The 20,404-nt window shown below is 44.1% G+C and carries 19 protein-coding genes, 1 tRNA gene and 1 riboswitch; of the genes, 15 read left to right on the top strand and 5 right to left on the bottom strand.

Annotated elements, in window-relative coordinates; all coding sequences use genetic code 11:
- The first annotated feature begins 7 nt into the window (after positions 1 to 7).
- From flgB to NKI27_RS08145, 12 genes are all read left to right on the top strand, one after another.
- Positions 8 to 412, top strand: a complete 405-nt coding sequence (gene flgB / locus NKI27_RS08090; RefSeq protein WP_265049157.1) for a flagellar basal body rod protein FlgB — start codon at positions 8 to 10, stop codon at positions 410 to 412.
- A gap of 2 nt (positions 413 to 414) precedes the next feature.
- Complete coding sequence (gene flgC / locus NKI27_RS08095) at positions 415 to 855, top strand: flagellar basal body rod protein FlgC (RefSeq protein ID WP_265049158.1); 441 nt, start codon at positions 415 to 417, stop codon at positions 853 to 855.
- A 35-nt stretch (positions 856 to 890) separates the two neighbouring features.
- Positions 891 to 1,568 (top strand): flagellar hook assembly protein FlgD, encoded by a 678-nt coding sequence (locus tag NKI27_RS08100; RefSeq protein ID WP_265049159.1) that lies wholly within the window; start codon positions 891 to 893, stop codon positions 1,566 to 1,568.
- A 161-nt stretch (positions 1,569 to 1,729) separates the two neighbouring features.
- Positions 1,730 to 3,739 (top strand): flagellar hook protein FlgE, encoded by a 2,010-nt coding sequence (locus NKI27_RS08105; RefSeq protein ID WP_265049160.1) that lies wholly within the window; start codon positions 1,730 to 1,732, stop codon positions 3,737 to 3,739.
- A gap of 63 nt (positions 3,740 to 3,802) precedes the next feature.
- Positions 3,803 to 4,546 carry a flagellar basal-body rod protein FlgF gene (gene flgF / locus NKI27_RS08110; protein ID WP_265049161.1) on the top strand — a complete coding sequence of 248 codons (744 nt, stop codon included), beginning with the start codon at positions 3,803 to 3,805 and terminating at the stop codon, positions 4,544 to 4,546.
- Positions 4,547 to 4,677: 131 nt separating this feature from the next.
- The gene (gene flgG, locus NKI27_RS08115; RefSeq protein ID WP_265049162.1) at positions 4,678 to 5,463 is read left to right on the top strand and encodes a flagellar basal-body rod protein FlgG; all 786 of its coding nucleotides are present in this window, start codon (positions 4,678 to 4,680) and stop codon (positions 5,461 to 5,463) included.
- 34 nt (positions 5,464 to 5,497) lie between these two features.
- Positions 5,498 to 6,184: a flagellar basal body L-ring protein FlgH gene (gene flgH / locus NKI27_RS08120; RefSeq protein ID WP_265049163.1), complete on the top strand. Its 687-nt coding sequence runs from the start codon at positions 5,498 to 5,500 to the stop codon at positions 6,182 to 6,184.
- Between the two features lie 56 nt (positions 6,185 to 6,240).
- Positions 6,241 to 7,356, top strand: a complete 1,116-nt coding sequence (locus tag NKI27_RS08125) for a flagellar basal body P-ring protein FlgI (protein WP_265049164.1) — start codon at positions 6,241 to 6,243, stop codon at positions 7,354 to 7,356.
- A gap of 10 nt (positions 7,357 to 7,366) precedes the next feature.
- Complete coding sequence (gene flgJ / locus NKI27_RS08130) at positions 7,367 to 8,446, top strand: flagellar assembly peptidoglycan hydrolase FlgJ (protein ID WP_265049165.1); 1,080 nt, start codon at positions 7,367 to 7,369, stop codon at positions 8,444 to 8,446.
- 23 nt (positions 8,447 to 8,469) lie between these two features.
- Positions 8,470 to 11,181 carry a flagellar hook-associated protein FlgK gene (gene flgK, locus NKI27_RS08135; protein WP_265049166.1) on the top strand — a complete coding sequence of 904 codons (2,712 nt, stop codon included), beginning with the start codon at positions 8,470 to 8,472 and terminating at the stop codon, positions 11,179 to 11,181.
- 69 nt (positions 11,182 to 11,250) lie between these two features.
- Positions 11,251 to 12,477 carry a flagellar hook-associated protein FlgL gene (gene flgL, locus NKI27_RS08140; protein ID WP_265049167.1) on the top strand — a complete coding sequence of 409 codons (1,227 nt, stop codon included), beginning with the start codon at positions 11,251 to 11,253 and terminating at the stop codon, positions 12,475 to 12,477.
- Between the two features lie 110 nt (positions 12,478 to 12,587).
- Positions 12,588 to 12,672 (top strand) — tRNA-Leu (locus tag NKI27_RS08145).
- Positions 12,673 to 12,789: 117 nt separating this feature from the next.
- On the opposite strand, the gene NKI27_RS08150 is transcribed toward NKI27_RS08145, so the two are convergent.
- The 4 genes from NKI27_RS08150 to NKI27_RS08165 form a co-directional block, all read right to left on the bottom strand.
- Positions 12,790 to 13,488: a pirin family protein gene (locus NKI27_RS08150; protein WP_265049168.1), complete on the bottom strand. Its 699-nt coding sequence runs from the start codon at positions 13,486 to 13,488 to the stop codon at positions 12,790 to 12,792.
- A gap of 112 nt (positions 13,489 to 13,600) precedes the next feature.
- The gene (locus tag NKI27_RS08155) at positions 13,601 to 14,503 is read right to left on the bottom strand and encodes a LysR family transcriptional regulator (RefSeq protein ID WP_265049169.1); all 903 of its coding nucleotides are present in this window, start codon (positions 14,501 to 14,503) and stop codon (positions 13,601 to 13,603) included.
- Positions 14,504 to 14,518: 15 nt separating this feature from the next.
- Positions 14,519 to 14,860, bottom strand: coding sequence for a pirin-like C-terminal cupin domain-containing protein (locus NKI27_RS08160; RefSeq protein ID WP_265049170.1), 342 nt, complete (start codon positions 14,858 to 14,860; stop codon positions 14,519 to 14,521).
- A 27-nt stretch (positions 14,861 to 14,887) separates the two neighbouring features.
- On the bottom strand, positions 14,888 to 15,370 hold the full coding sequence (locus NKI27_RS08165; RefSeq protein ID WP_265049171.1) for a pirin family protein: 483 nt from the start codon (positions 15,368 to 15,370) through the stop codon (positions 14,888 to 14,890).
- Positions 15,371 to 15,743: 373 nt separating this feature from the next.
- Between NKI27_RS08165 and NKI27_RS08170 the strand changes: the two genes are divergently transcribed.
- Positions 15,744 to 16,355 (top strand): FMN-dependent NADH-azoreductase, encoded by a 612-nt coding sequence (locus tag NKI27_RS08170; RefSeq protein WP_265049172.1) that lies wholly within the window; start codon positions 15,744 to 15,746, stop codon positions 16,353 to 16,355.
- Between the two features lie 51 nt (positions 16,356 to 16,406).
- On the opposite strand, the gene NKI27_RS08175 is transcribed toward NKI27_RS08170, so the two are convergent.
- Positions 16,407 to 17,039 carry a PEP-CTERM sorting domain-containing protein gene (locus NKI27_RS08175; protein WP_265049173.1) on the bottom strand — a complete coding sequence of 211 codons (633 nt, stop codon included), beginning with the start codon at positions 17,037 to 17,039 and terminating at the stop codon, positions 16,407 to 16,409.
- A 12-nt stretch (positions 17,040 to 17,051) separates the two neighbouring features.
- A riboswitch (cyclic di-GMP riboswitch) is annotated at positions 17,052 to 17,133 on the bottom strand.
- 293 nt (positions 17,134 to 17,426) lie between these two features.
- Here NKI27_RS08175 and NKI27_RS08180 point away from each other — a divergent pair.
- Positions 17,427 to 19,580, top strand: a complete 2,154-nt coding sequence (locus NKI27_RS08180; protein ID WP_265049174.1) for an FAD-dependent oxidoreductase — start codon at positions 17,427 to 17,429, stop codon at positions 19,578 to 19,580.
- A complete protein-coding gene (locus tag NKI27_RS08185) occupies positions 19,577 to 20,377 on the top strand; it encodes a DUF547 domain-containing protein (RefSeq protein ID WP_265049175.1) in 801 nt (266 codons plus the stop codon). Before NKI27_RS08180 ends, NKI27_RS08185 begins: the two co-directional genes overlap by 4 nt.
- Positions 20,378 to 20,404 lie beyond the last annotated feature (27 nt).

Below are 20,404 nucleotides of genomic sequence, written 5' to 3' on the forward strand. Positions count from 1 at the left end.
AGTGGCTATGAGCATCTCATTTAACAATGCATTAGGAATTCACGAGCAGGCGCTGAACCTTCGTGTAAAACGTGCCGAAGTATTGGCTAACAACTTAGCTAACGCAGACACCCCAGGCTTTAAAGCGCGCGATTTAGATTTTAAAGCAGCGCTTAATAACAGTCTTAGTCAATCGGGTAGTGCAGGGTCAATGGCGATGGCTCAAACTAATTCAAAGCACCTATCAACCAGTAATGATGCTAGTGAGTCGCTGTTGTATCGAAACCCTACACAACCATCGATTGATGGTAATACAGTAGATACGCAGCAAGAAACAGCCGCTTATATGAAAAATGCGATGGACTACCAAGCGAGCTTCCAGTTTTTAAACAGTAAGTTCAAAGGACTTACCAGCGCAATAAGGGGAGATTAATTATGTCTCTTAATAGAATTTTTGATATTGCAGGTTCAGCCATGTCTGCTCAATCCATGAGATTAAACACCACGGCCAGTAACATTGCCAACGCAGATACAGCAAGTAGCAGCACTGATGAGGTTTATAGAGCCAGAAAGCCAGTGTTTGCTTCAATACAGCAGTCAGTGATGGCAACAGGTTTCAATACTGCTTTTACGGATATGCCTGAGTCGCAAGGGGTAGAAGTTAAAGGGATTGTGGAAAGTGATGCGCCGCTTAATATGCGCTATCAACCTGATCACCCCATGGCGAATGGTGATGGTTATGTCATGTATCCAAATGTGAATGTAGTAGAAGAAATGACAGATATGCTGTCGGCCTCACGTAGCTTTCAAACGAATGTTGATGTGATGGATGCAGCCAAAACCATGATGCAGCGAATCTTAACGTTAGGCCAATAATTCAACATGTTTATGAGAAATAGCAGGAGCCAGTTATGAGCGATTTTAACACTGTTTCGCCAGCCAATGACGTGTTGAGCCAGTATTCTTTTAAGACCGACGGAAACAAAGCATCGGGAGATGATCTGGGCAAAAATGAGTTCATGGAGCTTATGATTGCTCAACTTAATAATCAGAATCCTCTTGAACCTCAGGGTAATGGAGAATTTATCGCCGATCTTGCTCAGTTCAGTTCGCTAGAAGAGATGCAGGGGCTAACGGCGACCGTTGAAGGGTTTACGTCAAACTATCAGTCAACTCAAGCGCTTCAAGCTTCCTCAATGGTCGGGCGTTCAGTATTGGTCAATGCTTCATCTGGGCCTACTTCGATGGGAGGAACTATTGGCGGTGTGGTTGATGTGCCTGCTAGTACTTCTGACTTACGTATCTCAGTTCTGAACCAATCAGGAGAACTTGTTAACCAATATGAAATGGGGCAACAGTTTGCCGGTCAGGTACCGTTTCTTTGGGATGGAAAAAATACTGTAGGTGATCAAATGCCTGCTGGCCAATATTCGATTAAAGCAGAGGCGAGTTATAGTGGAAAAACAGAGCAATTAGGCACCATGCTGAGCGCGAATGTTGACAGTGTTTCCGTTGGGAAGGGTGGCATAACACTTAATTTGGCGGGTATGGGTGGTGTTCCACTGAGTGAGATTCGTCAAATTAATTAATGATTCAGATTATATACACTAAATTTGGCGGTCTAAATGTCAGATTTAATAACAACCCCTTTTGTATTGTCTAGCTAATGTAAGTTGACTTAACGATAACAGGGCCTATTTTAACCAAGTTTGTATAACGTGGTTTTTAACAACAGAGTATGAGGTGACCCATGCCGTTTAACGTTGCACTGAGTGGATTAAGGGCGTCTTCCACTGATTTGGAAGTGACCGGTAATAATATTGCCAACGCCAGCACGGTTGGTTTTAAGCAGTCGAGGACTGAGTTTGGAGATATATACTCGAATTCATTTTTGTCTGGTGGAGTTGGAAGCCCAGGGTCGGGTGTAGAGGTACAAAATGTTAGGCAATTGTTTGATGGTGGTAATATTAGCGGCACAGATCGAAGTCTTGATCTGGCAATTAAAGGGAGAGGGTTTTACGTATTGAACGACGGCGGCGAGACAAAGTACTCGAGAGCTGGACAGTTTGGTGTCGATAAAGATGGTTTTGTTGTCAATAGCAATGGCATGAATCTTCAGGGATTTGTTGCGGATGAAGATGGCAATGTTGGCGGTGTGTTAGCGGATGTAAAGGTTGAGGAAAGTGGTCTTGAACCTAGAAGAACAACGCTGATTGATCCTAAATTAAATCTTGACTCTTCTGGGCCAGTACTAGAAGAGAGAGGCGTGCAGCTCAATGCAGCAAATGCGGGGACAGCTGCGGGTGTCATTACGACTCCCGGGGCTCCAGCAGATCCGCTTGTAAACACCTTCCCAGAGGTTGACTGGACGATCACTTTAGCTGATGGAACGACTGCAGGGGTTTTGACAGCGGCGGGGGCTTCAGCTGGCGCAGTAGCGGCTTCTTTATCTGCACTGCCGGGTGTTGATGCTTCAGCCTCCACGAGTGCCACTATAGTGGCATCAACTTTTTCGCTTGATCCAGGTGACACATTCACAATTAATCAAGTTCCTTTTACTATTGGTGCTGGCCTTTCAAATGATGATCGTTTGGAGCAGTTGGCACAAGATATTAACACCTCTTCTCTAGGTGGGGTGTCAGCTGTGCTGACGGGTACGAATGGAGGGACTGGAGCCAGTGAGTTGACTCTAAATATTATTCATAATCAAGGGGGGGATCTTAAGTTTAATGTTGCTTCGTTGGCAGGGTCAGTTGATGTTGCAGCGAATGAGAATGTTGCGTCTAGTGAAACATTGAATACAGCTAATAACCGGGCTGTGGTGGCCGGTATTCTAACCGTGATCACTGATGAGGGGAGTACATTGAGCGCTGAAGATGTCGTCGCTGCTGCGCCGGACCTTTCTATCATAGGTGATTTTACAGGCGTACCTTTTCTAAATAATGAGTTTAATCCGTTAGATTCTGGCACTTATAATCACGCTACCTCGACTGAAATTTATGACAGCCTTGGTAATTCTCATATTCAAACCATGTATTTTGTCAAGAAATCGGCAGGAGGCGCAGCACAGCCTAATACTTGGCAGATGCACGTTCAGATTGATGGTAAAGATGTGGGGGATCCAGTGGTAGGTGTTGAGCCTACCCGGGCCTCCTTTTGGTTGGTTTTCAATCCAGATGGCTCTATGAACACGAACCTTTCTGATCAAGTGCTAATTTCAAACTGGAACCCACTCGATGCTCAAGGTAATGCCAATGGTGCTGCCGGGCCTAATAATGTGGTTGATGGAGGCTCATTGCCAATTCCTGATCCTGCTTCTAGTTCGAATTTTGAGATCGATATGGGGGGGACCACTCAGTACGGAAGTCCATTTTCGGTTAACGACATGAAACAAAATGGTTATACCACAGGTAGGCTTGTAGGGTTGGATGTGGATGATTCTGGCATGATGTTTGCTCGTTATACTAATGGTGAGTCACGAGTACTTAATCAAATTGCATTGGCTAATTTCAATAATGAGGAAGGCTTGTCCCCCTCTGGTGGAACTGCTTGGGTGCAAACGTTTGATTCAGGAAGTCCTATTGTAGGGGCACCTGGGACAGCCTCTCTTGGGTCAATAAAGTCAAGTTCGGTTGAAGAGTCGAATGTTAATTTGTCTGATCAATTAGTCAACTTAATCATTGCGCAAAGAAACTATCAGGCGAACGCTAAAACGATAGAAACGGCAGACCAGGTTACGCAAACAATCCTTAATATTTAATGATAAGGTGAGGGCGTAAACTGGCCTCACTTTATATTAAGTAAATTTGAAAAGGGGAAGGGTATGGATAAGGCACTTTATATATCCATGAGTGGCGCGAAGCAGTCAATGCTGGCGCAGCAAGCGCATTCGAATAACCTGGCTAATGTGAATACCACAGGCTTTAAGAATGATTTTGCGCAAGCCCGAAGTATGCCTGTATATGGTGAGCATCACCCAACCAGAGCGTACGCAATGACTGAAAGGCCAGGCACTAATTTCCAGCAAGGTCCTTTAAATGAAACAGGTCGCGAGCTGGATGTAGCCATCAAAGGTGAAGGTTGGATAGCGGTACAGGCACCAGACGGGTCTGAGGCGTATACCCGTGCCGGAGACTTACAAACAGATAGTAATGGTATACTTCGTACAGGCTCAGGTTTGGCTGTGCTGGGGAATGGTGGGCCAGTGGCTATTCCGCCATCTGCCAAAATGGAAATTGGCGCTGATGGTACTATTTCGGTGATACCGCTGGGTCAGCCTGCAGATGCGATAGCTGAAATAGATAGAATAAAATTAGTTAACCCTGAGAACGATCAAATTGAAAAGGGGTTAGACGGCCTAGTCAGAGTGAAAGAGGGTAACCCTCCGGCTGACCTAGATGGCACTGTTCGATTAGAGTCTGGTTTTTTAGAGGCCAGTAACGTAAACGCAGTAGAATCCCTCACTGAAATCCTCTCTCTAGCTCGTCAATACGAGCTTCATGTAAAAGTAATGAGCACCGCAGACAAAAATTCTGAAGCAGCGGCACGCTTATTGCAAATCTCTTAGTAGAGCAACATTAACGGCATAAAACCGTCATTTAAGGAAATTGCTCGCCGCCTTTCAAATCGATAGGCGGCTATTCGTTTCCTTAGAACGATATAGATAAACGCCGTGTATACGCTAACTAGGAGGTGCTCATGCATCCTGCATTATATGTCAGTAAAACAGGGCTTAGTGCTCAAGATACAGCCTTAACCACCACGTCTAACAACTTAGCTAACGTGAATACCACAGGCTTTAAACGCGAGCGTGCGGTTTTTCAAGATCTGCTGTATCAAATCAAGCGGCAACCTGGTGGACTTAGCTCTCAAGATTCAGAGCTGCCATCAGGTTTACAGGTTGGTACGGGTGTTCGAGTGGTTGGCACTGCTAAAGAGTTTACTCAAGGCTCTTTGCAAGTTACCGAGCAGCCATTAGACATTGCTGTTGATGGTCGCGGGTTTCTTCAGGTGTTACTTCCTGACGGCACCATCTCTTATACTCGTGATGGTCAGTTTCAACTTAATTCTAATGGCGACATCGTTACCGCTAATGGCCATCCATTAGAGCCGGCGATTACCGTGCCTGCAAACACGTCAACCATTACCATTGGCAGTGACGGTACTGTCTCTTCGGTTATAGAGGGTGATACGGCTCCGACAGTTATTGGCAACATTACGACGGTCGATTTTATTAACCCTCAAGGTCTTGAAGCCATCGGTAATAACTTATTTAGGGAGACAGGATCAAGTGGTGACCCACAAGAAGGGACTCCAGGGCTCGATGGTTTAGGTACGCTACAACAGGGCATGGTTGAGTCATCAAATGTAGAAGTCGTTGAAGAGTTGGTCAACATGATCACCACTCAACGAGCGTATGAAATGAACTCAAAAGTGGTGTCAACTGCAGATCAGATGTTGCAGTACATCAGTCAGAATATTTAATGACGCATTTATGATAAACGTTAGGGGGTATTCAATGAGCATTGTAAAACTAGCCTGTTCGTTTGGCGTGCTGGCCATTATTAGCGGTTGTAGCACTCTCAACCGGGAAGCACCAGAGCCTGGAGATCCAGCTTATGCGCCTATGCCTGCGCAATCTCTAAGATCCCCAGAAGAAGTCAATGGTTCAATATTTCAAGTAAGTCGAAATTTTGGCCTATATGGTGATCAGATAGCACTTAATGTTGGCGATATTTTGACGGTCACACTGGCTGAAAAAACTAAATCGTCAAAAAAAGCTGAGACTTCATACGGTAAAGAGAGCGAGATTAAAATAGACGAGGGCTCCTTGTTGGGTTCGTCTATCTCAGCAAAAAATCTCAGTATGCTAACCGATTTAAGTCTTTCACGCGATTTCGATGGTGATGCAGAGAGCGATCAAAGTAATAGTCTTGATGGCAGTATTTCGGTGACAGTATCTGAAGTGCTTCCTAATGGCGTGTTAAGGATTAGAGGCGAGAAATGGCTCACGCTAAATCAAGGTGATGAATATATTCGCTTAACAGGGTTGGTAAGACCTGAAGATATTAGTACAGCCAACACGATTCCATCGACCAAAGTGGCCGATGCCCGGATAGCTTATGGCGGCACGGGGGATTTTGATCAGTCGAATCGCATGGGGTGGGGATCAAGATTCTTTAAGAGTGAATGGTTTCCGTTCTAGGTAATAGAAATAAGCGGTAATACTAAGCGGTAATACGTGGGGTTTAAGGGGACGATATGAATACATTAAATTTATTTTTTTACCAATGGCGAAGCCTGATTGTGATGGTTGGCCTATTGGTATCGTTGCCTTTGCAAGCCGATCGCCTTAAAGATTTGGCATCTGTTCAAGGGGTTCGGAGTAACCAGTTGATTGGTTATGGTTTGGTAGTAGGGCTTGATGGCTCTGGTGATAAAGCGCCGTTTACCGATCAAACCTTTAGAAATCTCATGAACAAGTTTGGTATTACTATTCCGCAAGGCTCAGACCCCAAGCTTAAAAACGTAGCGGCAGTCACTGTGCATGCAGAGTTACCTGCTTTTGCTAAGCCTGGTCAGACGGTCGACATCACTGTTTCATCTATTGGCAATGCAAAGAGTCTTAGAGGCGGTAGCTTATTAATGACACCACTAAAAGGGGCAGATGGAAAAGTATATGCCATGGCGCAGGGTAGCTTGGTGGTGGGAGGTTTTGGTGCTGAAGGCGCTGATGGCTCGTCGATTACAGTTAACGTACCCAGTGTAGGACGAATCCCAAATGGTGCATCGGTAGAGCGCTCAGTGCCTTCCGGGTTCCACCGTGGTGACACCTTAACGTTTAATATGCACATCGCAGACTTTACAACTGTTAAGCGGGTTGTCGATAAGTTGAATGATTTATTAGGTCCTCAAACAGCCTATGCCATGGATGGAGGTTCTGTATCAGTCAAAGCACCTCGTGATGCCTCGCAGCGAGTTAGTTTTTTATCGGTACTGGAAAATATCGAAATAGAGCCAGGTGAAGGGTCTGCAAAAGTCATCATTAACTCCAGAACAGGCACTATCGTAGTAGGACAAAATGTCAAAGTTTTACCTGCAGCGGTCACTCACGGTAGTTTGTCTGTCACTATCAGCGAAGGTGCAGATGTGGTCCAACCTGGCGCTTTTGCAGGCGGTGAGACAGCGGTAGTTCCCAGAACAGAAATCGACATAGAACAAGAGCCCGCACGAATGTTTAAATTTGGACCTGCAATTACGCTGAACGAAATTGTTCAGGCAGTCAATCAGGTTGGAGCAGCACCAGGCGATATCATGGCGATATTAGAGGCACTTAAAACAGCCGGCGCGTTAAAAGCCGAGTTGATTGTGATTTAAGGAGCGTCGAATGATTAATTCAAACCTTGATAAAGCACATACCTATACTGACTTTTCTGGCCTGAATGCGCTAAAAAGTCAGGCGCTTCATGATAAAGAAGCGGCGCTGGAAGCTGTTTCAAAACAGTTTGAATCTATGTTTATTTCGATGGTTATGAAAAGTATGAGAGAGGCCAATAAAACATTTAGTGAAGGCAACTTTCTACAAAGTAATGAAACTGAGTTCTATCAAGAGATGTTCGATAGCCAGTTAAGCTTAACCTTGTCAAAAGGACGTGGGCTGGGGGTAGCAGAAGCAATGATGCGTCAGATGTCTAAGCAAATAGAGGGCATCTCTAAACCAGGTACGAATAATCCATTGCTGCACAAAAGCATCTCAGATTATCCACGTAACTTACCGGTTGATAAGGCTGCAAAAAAAGCCGTTGAATTAGCTGATGCTTTGGTTGAAATAGACGCGAAATTAAACGAATCAAGCAAAACAGCAGGGATTGCCGCTAATGCTACTGAGGCTGTTAACGCTTTAGCTGTACCCGCTACTTTTGCAACCCCAGGGCAGTTTATAGAGCACTTGTATCCATTTGCTCAAAAAGTTGAACAAGAGACAGGTATTAGCGCCAAAGTAATGTTAGCTCAGTCGGCCCTTGAAACTGGATGGGGTAAACACATGATTAAGAAGCCTGATGATCAGGCTAGCTTTAACCTCTTTGGCATCAAGGCTGACAGTCGCTGGGATGGAGATAAAGCCGAAATTGTTACCACAGAGTACCGTGGCGGCGTGGCAATGAAAGAGCGAGCCGATTTTCGTTCGTATGATAACTATGAAGAGAGTTTTAGAGATTATGCTGAGTTTCTTCAGCAGAACCCACGCTACGAACCGGCTTTACAGTATTTAGATAATCCTCAGAAATTTACTGAACTGTTACAAGATGCGGGTTATGCAACCGACCCTGCATATAGTCAAAAAATTCAACGCATTCTCAGCGGAGAGGTTTTTAAAGGCGCTTTGAATACGACTGATTTGAACGCAGAAAATGATGAAGTGCTGGCAGGGTCAGCAGATTCATTTACAACCAAGACTGCACTTTAGAGCGGTATTGGCGGAGATAACTTATGGCTAACTTAATTAACATTGGTCTTACGGGGTTAAAGTCTCATCAGAGTGCTTTAGCGACGACGGGTAATAATGTTACTAATACTAATACACCTGGTTACAGTCGTCAGGAGGTTATCTTTGAATCTAACGAAAGTCAGCTTACGGGGGCTGGGTATGTTGGTTCAGGGGTGTCTGTATCTAATATCCGCAGACTAAATGAAGAGTTCATCAATACCCAATTAAGATCGGATACGACAGTTAATAGCGAGCAGGGCGTACTACTTTCGCTTTCTTCTCAAGTAGATAACTTATTGGCAAGCGAGAACACAGGGTTGTCGAGCTCAATGAGTAATTTTTTTAAAGCATTGCAAGGAGGCGCAGCCGACCCCTCGTCAGTGCCTGAGCGTCAACTTTTGTTAAGTCAGTCTGAATCATTGGTGGGACGGTTTAACCAGTTATACTCAAGACTTAACCTGCAAGCACAAGGAATAGAACAACAGCTATCAGCCTCAATTTCAGAGGTCAATAGTTTGTCGAGTGGTATCGCTCGATTAAATGGGGCTATCACCGTAGCGACTGGTGCTGGGCAAGGAAGTGAACCTAACGAGTTGATGGATGAGCGAGATGAGCTTCTAAGGCAGTTGTCTGAAAAGGTCACTGTGAGTGTTATACCGCAGGGCGATAATCAAGTTAATGTGTTTATTGGTAAGGGGCAGCCTCTGGTTGTTGGTAATAACTTTAACCAGCTAGGAACCGTTCAAAGTAATAGCAACCCGACTCAAAACGACATTGTTTATATGAGTGCGAATGGTACTCAGAATATAACAAGCGATATTACAGGCGGCGCTATCGGTGGTGCACTTGAATTTAGAGACACCATTCTTAAAGAATCTACCGGTAATATGGGCTTAATAGCCATTGTGCTTGCAGACACGATTAACCAGCAACATAAACTGGGTATGGATTTAGAGAACAATTTAGGCGATTCATTTTTTACTGATATTAATGACCCTGCATTAATGCACTCTCGGGTGATTGGGCATCAAGATAACCTACCGCCAATGGATCGATCAATCGGGGTAGAAATACTCGACACGTCAAAACTGACGACTGCCAATTACCAGCTACAGTTTAGTGGTCCCACTGCTATGGATTATCGTGTGGTTAATGATGAAAGCGGTAAGACAGTGGCTCAAGGAACACTGCCGGGGTTTTTACCTGCCAGCATTGATATAGATGGCATTTCGATCAATTTAGAGGCAGGGACGTTTCAAGTAGGTGATAGGTTCACTATACAGCCTACTCGATACGGTGCTCGAGATATTTCAATGAATGTTGACAGGCTTGAGAATATCGCCTTTGCCTCGCCTATACGAACCGATGCTAGTTTAGGTAATACAGGCGATGCGGTCATTAGCCCCGGGGTCATGTTAGATGTGACAAACCCCGCTACCAACCAACCTTTAAGCACCTTTGTAATGCCTGGGAAAATAAACCCACCTATGGTGGTAAAGTTTACCAGTGAGACGACTTATGATGTGCTTAATGCTGCTGATCCTGCAAAGCTGGAACCTTTAAAGCCGCCTTTAAATAACCAGAAATATATAGCGGGTTTAGATAATAGTTTGTTTTCGGTTGATCCAGGGCAAACGGTGGCTTCTGCTCAAGGTGCTGCGTTTATTTTGCAAGGGACGGCCATTGGTGCTCCCGCTATGCCTACTGTACCCGCAGTGTTTCCTGGTAATGGCTATGTTGGGCAAGGTTTAACTGTCTTTACGCAAGACAGTGAAACCGGAGTAGTGACCTCCCAGACTGCAACGATTACTAACAATGCATCAGCATCCGATATAGCGGCTACATTAAACAAACTCAAAGGTGTCGAAGCCAATGCTTATACTCAAGTTGAAATTTCAAACCTTGCTGGTGCGGGACTTGAATTTAATCTTTATTATACTGAAGGGGGGGTCAATAAAGCGCTTAATGTACTGTCCCCTGATGCCTTAGATCCAGACTTGGTAGCTAGCGCGGTTAACGAAAGCTCAGCTCTCGGCGCATTAGGTTATCGTGCTGTGAGTGACGGTATCAAAGTGACGCTGACTAATTCAGGTGGTCGCGACATCATTGTAGGGACAGGTTCAGCTAGTGGTAGTTTTGATATTAATAAAGTAGACCCTTATGGTTCGCCCTTATCGCCACCTTTATCAAGCCAAACAATAAACGCAGGCGAGTTTGTGGCAGTAGGAGGGTTTATTGATACAACACTGTCAGGTGGTGTCACGTTAACTGCAGATACAGGAACTATATTCGATCAGGCTCCAGTTGCACAGTCGTCATATAAAGGGTTTCAAATAGACATAAAAGGTCCCGCTGGTGCGGGCGATGAATTTTCAATTGGATATAACACTGGTGGCTTTTCAGATAACCGAAATGCGCTTGCGATTGCGGGTTTGGAAACTTCGGGTACGGTATCGGGTGGAGTCAGTAGTTATAATGAAGCTTACTCACAGTTAGTTGAAGAGGTCGGCACATTTACACATAAAGCAAGACTTGATAGCGAAGCCAGTAAAACGCTGTTGTCTCAATCAATTTCAAGCTGGAATGAGGCTTCAGGCGTTAACCTTGATGAAGAAGCGGGTAAATTAATACAGTATCAAGCTGCTTACAACGCCTCTGCACAAGTGATATCGATAGCAAGAGAATTATTCGATACGTTATTAGGCGTCTTCTAACGTGTTCAGATTAAGGGTAGGCCTCGTCACAGTTTATACGATGGCGAATAATAGGATGAGGAGACTGTCATGAGAGTTTCTACACAACAGTTGTTTGGACGGGGTATTGAGTCGATTAATGACGTCAATGCACAGCTACAGAAAACCCAGTTGCAGATGTCTGCGAATAAAAAAGTATTGACGCCCGCCGATGATCCAGTTGCGTCAACTCGTATTCTGCAGCTAAATCAAGAGTTAGCGCTTAACGATCAATACCAACGCAATATTAATACGGTTGAGAACAACCTCAAGTTTGAAGATGGTATTTTGGGCAGTATTAATGACGTTATTCAGCGCGTGCGTGAGTTAACCATTAACGCAGGTAACGGGGCGCTCAATGGCGATGACCTTAAATTTATTTCAGCTGAAATTAAAGAACGGTTAGGCCAGCTTGCAGGGATGATGAACTCTCAAGATGCCAGTGGTGAGTTTATGTTTGGCGGTTTTCAGGGTAAAGAAGAGCCCTTTCAGCAGAACATTTCAGGGTCCTATACTTATAAAGGTGATGAGGGGCGCCGCTTCATACAAATTGAGGCCAGCGTCAATATTGCAGCAACCGAAAATGGTAAATCTGTATTTATGGATTTGCCCGCTGCAAAAAATACGTTTTATACCGAAGTGGGAGCAGCAAACCAAGCATCGCCGCCGGCCATTATCACTACAGGGCAAGTGATTGATCAAGAAGCCTATGACGCGTTCTATCCTGAAGATATGGTCATTAAGTTCAAAAACAGCCTGACAGGTCTTCAATACGACATTATCGAGTCATCAAGCGGTAAAGTTTTATCACCCGATGTCGTGTATGTATCAGGGGCGCCTATTACAGCTGAAGGCGTTCAGTTTGAGATCGTAGGAGAACCACTGGCCGGCGATTCCTTCTTTGTTCAATCTACAGCAAAGCAGGGCACTTTAACGACAGTAGAAAAATTGATTTACGGTTTAGACCACTTTAACCCCACATCAGAGGGGCGGGACGTCTTTGATGCGTTATTAGAGGATACACTGACTAATCTCGACAGTGCAGAAACCTCGATTTTAGAAACGCGCAGCCATATAGGTGCAAGGTTAAACACGGTTGATTCTACCAGAGAGCAGCATTTAGACATTGAAGTGCTGACTAAAGAAGTATTATCAGACCTACAAGATCTCGATTATGCAGAAGCGATTAGTAACCTTTCAATGCAGCAATTTATTCTAGAGTCGGCTTACTCAACATTCTCAAAGGTCACGAGTTTGTCGCTATTCGATCGGCTATAAATGAGTGGGCGATTACGGGAAAAATGATTTCTTTTGATTTTTTTATCAAATTGAAATCTTATTCTATTGACGTATCAATCTGTTGCCGTATAATTCCGCTCCATTGCAGTGCCGGTGTGGTGAAATTGGTATACACGACGGATTCAAAATCCGTTGCCTTCGGGCGTGGCGGTTCAAGTCCGCCCACCGGTACCACTTATTTAAAAGCCCGTAATCATTTGGATTACGGGCTTTTTTCGTTTTAATTAAGTCAAAACTAAGTAGCGACTTCAATAGCCTGTAGGCATTTTTAGCGTTACTTAGGCTTTATGCTTAATATTCTTCTAGCACTGGCAAGTCAAACCATAGAGCGGTTAGGTCGGTCAGTGCGCTTAGGTTCAAGCATTCTGCCGTTACACCTAGAGCATCATCGGTTTTTAGTATGTTGCCGTTAATATCGACTGAACCTTCAATAACATGAAGATAGCCAGGTCGCTTTTGGGCATCTAGCTGAAGCGTTTCTCCCGCTTTAAGCTGAACCCTGTATAGGCTGGCATCTTGCTGCATCGACAACGATCCGTCGCGGCCGTTAGGGGTTACTAGTGGCGTTAAAGACCCCTTCTGTTCGACTGTTTTTTGTTCGTAGCTTGGGGTGGTCCCTTTTTTGTTTGGCTGAATCCATATCTGCAAAAAACGCAAAGAGTCATTTTTTGAATGATTAAACTCAGAGTGAGTGACGCCTGTTCCTGCACTCATGCGCTGAATATCACCAGCCGGAACAACATATTGTTTACCCATGCTGTCTTTATGTTCAATAGAGCCTGATAGCACATATGAGATAATTTCCATATCTCGATGGCCGTGAGTGTCAAAGCCAGCACCGGGTTTAACGGTGTCGTCATTGATTACTCGTAGCGCCGAGAAGCCCATGTGTTTAGGGTCATAATAACGGCCAAAAGAGAAAGAATGCTTGCTGTCGAGCCAGCCAAAATTTGCTCTGCCACGTTCATTACCATATCTAAAGTAGTACATATAGTTCCCCTCGTTAGTTATGGGATGATAATAGCGGAGCATATGTAGATTAAAAATATCAATAAATGGTGCAGTTTATTCTATAAAATAGAATGAACTTATGGCTGTTGGTCTAGTGGGTGTCAGATGTGGGCATATCCAGCGTTAATAGACGTAGCTCACCCATAAATTCACGTGCAGCAGGGCCTATACGATCTTTGTCGAGGTAGTTTAAGTAGAAACTTACACTCCGCTTGCTGCCTTCATTGAGTGCAAGGTGTTTAAGTGTGCCGTTAGTCAGTGAGTCGCTCACGCTGTGAGAGGGTAGCCAGGCGTAACCTAGGTTTTGCTCTATTAGCTCTATTGAGGCGCGTAAATGGCTAACGGTCCAGCGTTGTTCTGCACCCAACCAGCCTGCATCTGTTTTATTTTGACTGGCTGAGTCTCTAACTATTATTTGTCGGTAGGATTTCAGATCTTCTTTGCTAACTGAACGACCAAGCAGGTTTAGTGGGTGGTTTTTATGGGCGACCCCCACGAAATTAATTAGACAAAGCTCTTCGTTAAGGCCGTTTTTCATCGGGATAGGCGATAAGCCAATGTCAGCTTTGCTGTCCATAATTAGCTCATTAGTGCCCGAAAGAACGGTATCAATAATATCGACATTAACCTGAGGATAAAGTGCCGAAACTTTTTCTAGTGCTTGAAAAATTATGCATTGAGGGAAGGCGCCATCAACCGCTATTCTTAACTCTGTCTCAACACCTAAGCTTAGGGAGTCTGCCACGGCTTCAATTCGGCTAACCTCATCAAGCAAATAGTGGGCTCGGCGCAATAGGACTTTACCGATGTCTGTGATTGATGTTTTTCGCCCTTCTACTACTAGTAATTTAACTCCGAGAGAGTCTTCGAGTTTATTTACTGCATGGTGAATACTTGAGGTGCTTTTATGAATTTTACCAGCTGCTTGATTAAAGCCGCCTTCATCGACGACGGCTTTAAACATGCGCCACTGTTCTAGCGTGGTTTTTTGCAAAATAGATTATTCCTTTTAGGGTAGTGGAGTATGTTCGTTGTCATCCCCTGGGATTTTAGGAAAGCGTTGCTCGCGCCAGTCTTCTTTGGCCTGTTCTATCCGGGCTTTATCAAAGCTAACAAAATTCCACTCAATAAAAGGTACTTCTGGCCAAGTCTCGCCGCCTAGCATGAGCAGTCGGCAATGGCTTTTTGACGTCATACACTGTTCATTTTCTAAAATGATGACATCGCCTCCTTGATACGTTTGTCCGCCTAGCTCAATAGAGCCCTCTAACACATAGACCATACATTCTTGGCTTGGGTTCGGACGATCAATGTCTTTTTCAGGCTTTGCCAACACATCAAGATAAAACATAGGTGAGTATGTTTTGATGGGGGATGTTCAGCCGTGAGCTTCACCTGCAATAAGGCGTTTCAATACGCCGTCGTGCATGTAATGGGGCAAGCATGCACATTTAATATGAGTGAAGCTAGGGGTTATTTCAGCCATCTCTTTGGGTAATGCCATCCAGCATTGCATCCCGTCTAGCTTGTGTTTACCGGCTTTTACTTCGATGGTTTCGCGCTCAGAATGCACAATCCCTTTACCCGCTGTCATCCAGTTTACGTCACCGGGGAGAATTTCCAAATTATTCCCAAGGCTGTCGCGGTGCAGCAAGCTGCCTTCCATTAAATAGGTAATAGTAGATAAGCCAATGTGAGGGTGAGGTCGAACATCAATACCTTCTCCTGCGCTGAAGTCTGCTGGCCCCATATGATCGATAAAGATAAAAGGGCCGATCATTCTTTTTTTGGCGTTAGGCAATATTCGGCGGACACAAAAGCCGTCGAGATCTTTCTGCTTGGTCGATAATAAATAGGCCATTGATATTTTCCTTGATTCTATACGTTAGAATTAAAGTGGCGATTTTTTATGCTTTCTTTGCTAAGTTGGCTTTTATTCTCAGGCTGTTGCTATTAAAACCTAATTTTTAGCGCAACACTTAATAGTCTTTAAAGCTTATCTTTTTTTAACGCGATAACAAGTTAGAACGTAACAAGCTAGCGCGCAGGTACACTAAAATTTTTGTTCGGACTCGATTGAGGTGACTTGTTTACATCGAATGTTTGTTTGGATGTTAATGAAACTATTCTGTTTTTTAGAATAAATAAACCTATTTTATCTAATTTATTTCTAATAATTAACCTGATTAAATAGCGCCATACTTTAAACAAATAGATTTATTAAGGTGAGTTGTATGAGTAAATTACTTCAAATTAATAGCAGTCTTTCAAACGATCAGGGCCAGTCGACTCAGTTAGCAGATTTCTTTGTTTCAAAACTTATTGAGAAAAAACCTGATACAGAAGTAAAGACACTCGACTTATCAAAAAACCCATTACCCCATTTAGACGGTGAGCGGTTCAAGGCACTGGTTACACCGGCTGACCAACGCTCTGAAGGTGAGGCCGCTATTGTGGCAGAGGCAGATGAGTTGTTAGCTGACATTCAAAACGCATCAGCCATTGTTTTTGCATTGCCTATGTATAACTTTGGTATTCCATCGGTCTTGAAGTCGTACTTTGATCACTTGGCACGAGCGGGTGTGTCTTTCAAATATACCGAAAACGGACCTGTAGGTTTATTAGACGATAAGCCTGTTTACATTCTTGCGGCGAGAGGAGGGGTTTATCAAGGAATGCCTGCAGACACACAAACAGAGTACATGAAGACATTTTTAGCATTTATTGGTTTAAAAAATGTGCAGTTTATTTATGCAGAAGGTTTGAATTTGGGGGAGGCGTCTAAAGAGAAGTCTTTAGACAACGCTCGCCAACAGGTATTGGAGTTGGTTAGCGCATTAGGCTAAAGGTAGCGGGTTTGTAGGTCGGCTGCGAGTCCGACCTACAAACACTAAAGCCTAGGCTTTAGTGTTGTTTCGAGTTAACGTTAACCCCATTAAACCAAGGCACATTAGAGCAATTGTAGAAGGCTCTGGAACGGAAGCAACAACGTTTTTAGCGGTTATGGTCGCTTGTATTGTTTGAGATAATGTACAACCTTTTCCACCGCAAGAATCGCTTACCGCAGAAAACTCAACACCAAATATTGAGCCGTCACCTAAGGTGATGTCGCTAGGTTGTCCTGAAAGGTCGAAGGTCAATCCTCCCACACCGCCCCAGCCAAACACCCAAGCCCAAGCAGCTCCGCCAAGTCCGGTTCCGCTTGCATCAACTGCACCAGGAGAAGAAAAGGCGAGTGTCGCTTCGACTACCCCACCGATGGCACCCCAACCGGACGCAGGACCATAAAGGTCAGCGTTAAAAAAATCAAAGGTGTAACTATCGCCGGCGGCTAAACTAAATATTTCGCTATCTAAACCAGACGCAAGTGTAAGGTTGGTTGTACAACCCGAACACAAAGTAATGCCGCTTGAGTCTACAGATGAACCTGCGCCATCAACGTCAAAATCTAGTGTGGGCATTGCAAATGTGCTCGCACTAAAACTCAAGGCTATTGAAATGAGAGCGCTGCTAATTAATCGATAAATCATAGTTATGCTCCTTCTTGTAACCCGGCTGCCTTTGTTATTATTTAGGCCCGTGGCTTTCCGTCCCCTTCTTGCGAAAGGTTTGGCGATTAACGTAATTGTGAGATGAATCTCTCGGGCTACTAAAAGGCAATCAATATGCCAGAAAGAATAAGGCGTTGATCTATTGTGGTTATTATTTTTTGGCTTTCTATAAGTCGATCACTTGTGTAAGTAATGTCGACATTGAAACCGTTGTATGAATTTTATCGCGGAGCAGTGTAAGCGATGCATTAAGAAAATTTTTTCGTTTGAAGCTTAAATTTCGTTAACATCCACCGTTTTATTTGTGTGTTGGGTTAAAGTAGCAGTTACACTGAAGCTCATTGGTCCTTTGATAAGGTTATAAAGATGAAAAAAGGCATAATTCTAGGTTTAATCGCGGTCGTTATTGTTTTATTTTTTAGTTATGACCTTCAGAGCCTACTGACATTAGACGGCTTAAAGAATGGCTTGAGTGATTTTGAAGTGTGGCGATCAGAGTCGCCGCTTTTGGTCGCCTTCGGTTTTTTAACTGTTTATGTTTTAGTGACCGCGCTTTCATTGCCGGGTGCAGCGGTGATGACATTAGCCGCAGGCGCTTTATTTGGCGTACTCTGGGGTACGGTCATAGTCTCTTTTGCCAGTTCGATGGGCGCGACGTTAGCCTTTTTAGCGTCACGCTACTTTTTGCAAGAAACGATACAAACCAAATTTGGTGATCGGTTAAAAGCCATTAATGAAGGCATCGAAAAAGAAGGTGCTTTTTATTTGTTTACGCTTCGTTTAGTGCCTGTTTTCCCTTTCTTTCTGATCAACTTGCTCATGGGGTTAACCCCCATTAAAGCGGCTACCTTTTATTGGGTTAGTCAGATTGGTATGTTGGCCGGAACCATTGTTTACGTCAATGCTGGTACTCAGTTAGCGCAAATCGATAGCTTGTCGGGGATTTTATCGCCTGCGTTGCTATTCTCTTTTGTTTTGCTCGGTATTTTCCCTTTAATAGCCAAAAAGATTATTGCTATCTTTCAAGCAAAACGAGTGTATGAAAAATGGACAAAGCCCTCAACGTTCGACCGTAACTTAATTGTGATTGGTGCCGGAGCAGGTGGTTTAGTGTCTTCTTATATTGCGGCGGCAGTAAAAGCAAAAGTGACCTTAATCGAGGCCCATAAAATGGGGGGCGATTGTTTAAATTACGGTTGTGTCCCGAGTAAAGCCTTAATAAAAAGTGCCAAGTTAGCCAAGAAAATGCAGAACGCTGAAAACTATGGACTTAGAAATGTTCAGCCTGAATTCTCATTTAAAAAAGTCATGCAGCGAATTCATAACGTCATTGCTGAAGTAGAGCCACATGATAGCGTAGAGCGTTATACCGGCTTGGGCGTCGAAGTATTACAAGGCTATGCCAAGCTGATTGACCCATGGACTGTTGAAGTTGCATTAAATGATGGCGGTACCCAACGGTTAACGTCACGCAGTATTGTCATCGCTGCGGGTGCCAGCCCCTTTATTCCACCGTTACCGGGAATTGAAGCGTCGGGTTATGTGACCAGCGATACCCTATGGGATGAGTTTGCCAAGCGAGATGAGATTCCCAAGCGATTAGTCGTATTAGGTGGCGGCCCAATTGGATGTGAGTTATCACAAAGCTTTGCGCGCTTAGGTAGCGAGGTGATTCAAATTGAGCGCGGTGAGCGCATTATGGCCAGAGAAGATCAAGAGGTCTCTGAGCTGGCCAAAGCGAGTTTAGAACGTGATGGTGTTCGAGTGTTAACAGCACATTCGGCATTGCGCTGTGAGCAAGAGAGTGGTGCAAAGTTTATTGTGGTTGAGCATCAAGGGGTTGAGCAGCGAATTGAATATGATGATTTACTCTGTGCTGTCGGGCGGGTAGCACGTTTGACCGGCTACGGACTTGAAACATTGGGGATCGAAACTAATCGAACGGTCATCACCAATGAATACCTCGAAACCTTGTATCCAAATATTTATGCCGCAGGAGATGTGGCTGGGCCATTCCAATTTACCCATACTGCCGCTCATCAGGCTTGGTATGCCGCGGTAAACGCCTTATTTGGGCAGTTTAAAAAGTTTAAAGCAGATTACAGTGTTATCCCCTGGGCGACATTTGTTGACCCAGAAGTGGCCCGTGTTGGCTTCAATGAACAAGAAGCCAAAGAGCAGGGTATTGCGTATGAAGTGACGAAATACGGTATCGATGATCTTGATCGAGCGATTGCTGAAAGTGCTGCGCATGGTTTTGTGAAAGTTTTGACGGTGCCTGGTAAAGATAAAATTTTGGGTGTGACCTTAGTTGGTGAGCATGCAGGCGATTTGTTGGCCGAGTTTGTGTTTGCTATGCGTCATGGCTTGGGACTTAATAAGATACTTGGCACTATTCATACCTACCCAACGTGGGCAGAAGCAAATAAGTATGCAGCGGGCGAGTGGAAAAAAGCGCACGCACCAGAAGCGGCCCTTCGTTTCTTAGAGAAATACCATACATGGAGAAGAGGGTCATGAATAATAAATTGAGCTATTTTTTTGTATTGGTTTTTTCGTTGGGGTCGTGTGTACTGGCTGCACAGCCCCTTGATCACCAATTGTGGGATACGTTGTTAAAAAAACATGTCGTCGTGATAAAAAATGGATCAGTAACACAGGTCGATTACGCAGGTTTTCAAAAAGACCACGTTTTGCTTCAGCGTTATTTAGATAGCTTGGCAGGCATCACTCAGCAAGACTTTGATGCTAAAACAGCTAATTCACAATTAGCGATACTTATAAATCTTTATAATGCCGCAACGATCGAATTAATTTTGACAGAATATCCGAACTTAGCGTCGATAAAAGAGCTCGGTAGCTTTTTTAGGTCTCCTTGGAAGAAGACGTTTATTTCGGCGTTTAATAAAAATCTGAGTTTAGATGAGGTTGAACATGACCTAATAAGAGGGTCTGGCCGATATAACGATCCGCGTATTCATTTTGCTGTTAATTGCGCCAGTATTGGTTGTCCGGCATTAAGGGCTGAGGCTTACACTGCAGAAAAGTTGCAAGCACAATTAGACGAGCAAACGCGTTTATTTCTTGCGGATAATACACGTAATCGATTGTCTGGAGATGAGTTGCAGGTGTCTTCAATTTTTAAGTGGTATCAAGAAGACTTTGAAAAAGGCTGGAATGGCATTGACGCGCTTGAAGCGTTTTTTGTGCGCTATTCAAACGCCATCCATTTGGCGAAGAGTGACGTAGAAAAACTCAAAAGAGGGGATATCTCAATAGCGTATCTTGAGTATGATTGGCGATTAAATAAAAAGTGAGTTTATCTAATTAGGCTGGCTTAGCTA

Origin of the sequence: Alkalimarinus alittae (assembly GCF_026016465.1) — a bacterium.
Lineage (GTDB): Bacteria > Pseudomonadota > Gammaproteobacteria > Pseudomonadales > Oleiphilaceae > Alkalimarinus > Alkalimarinus alittae.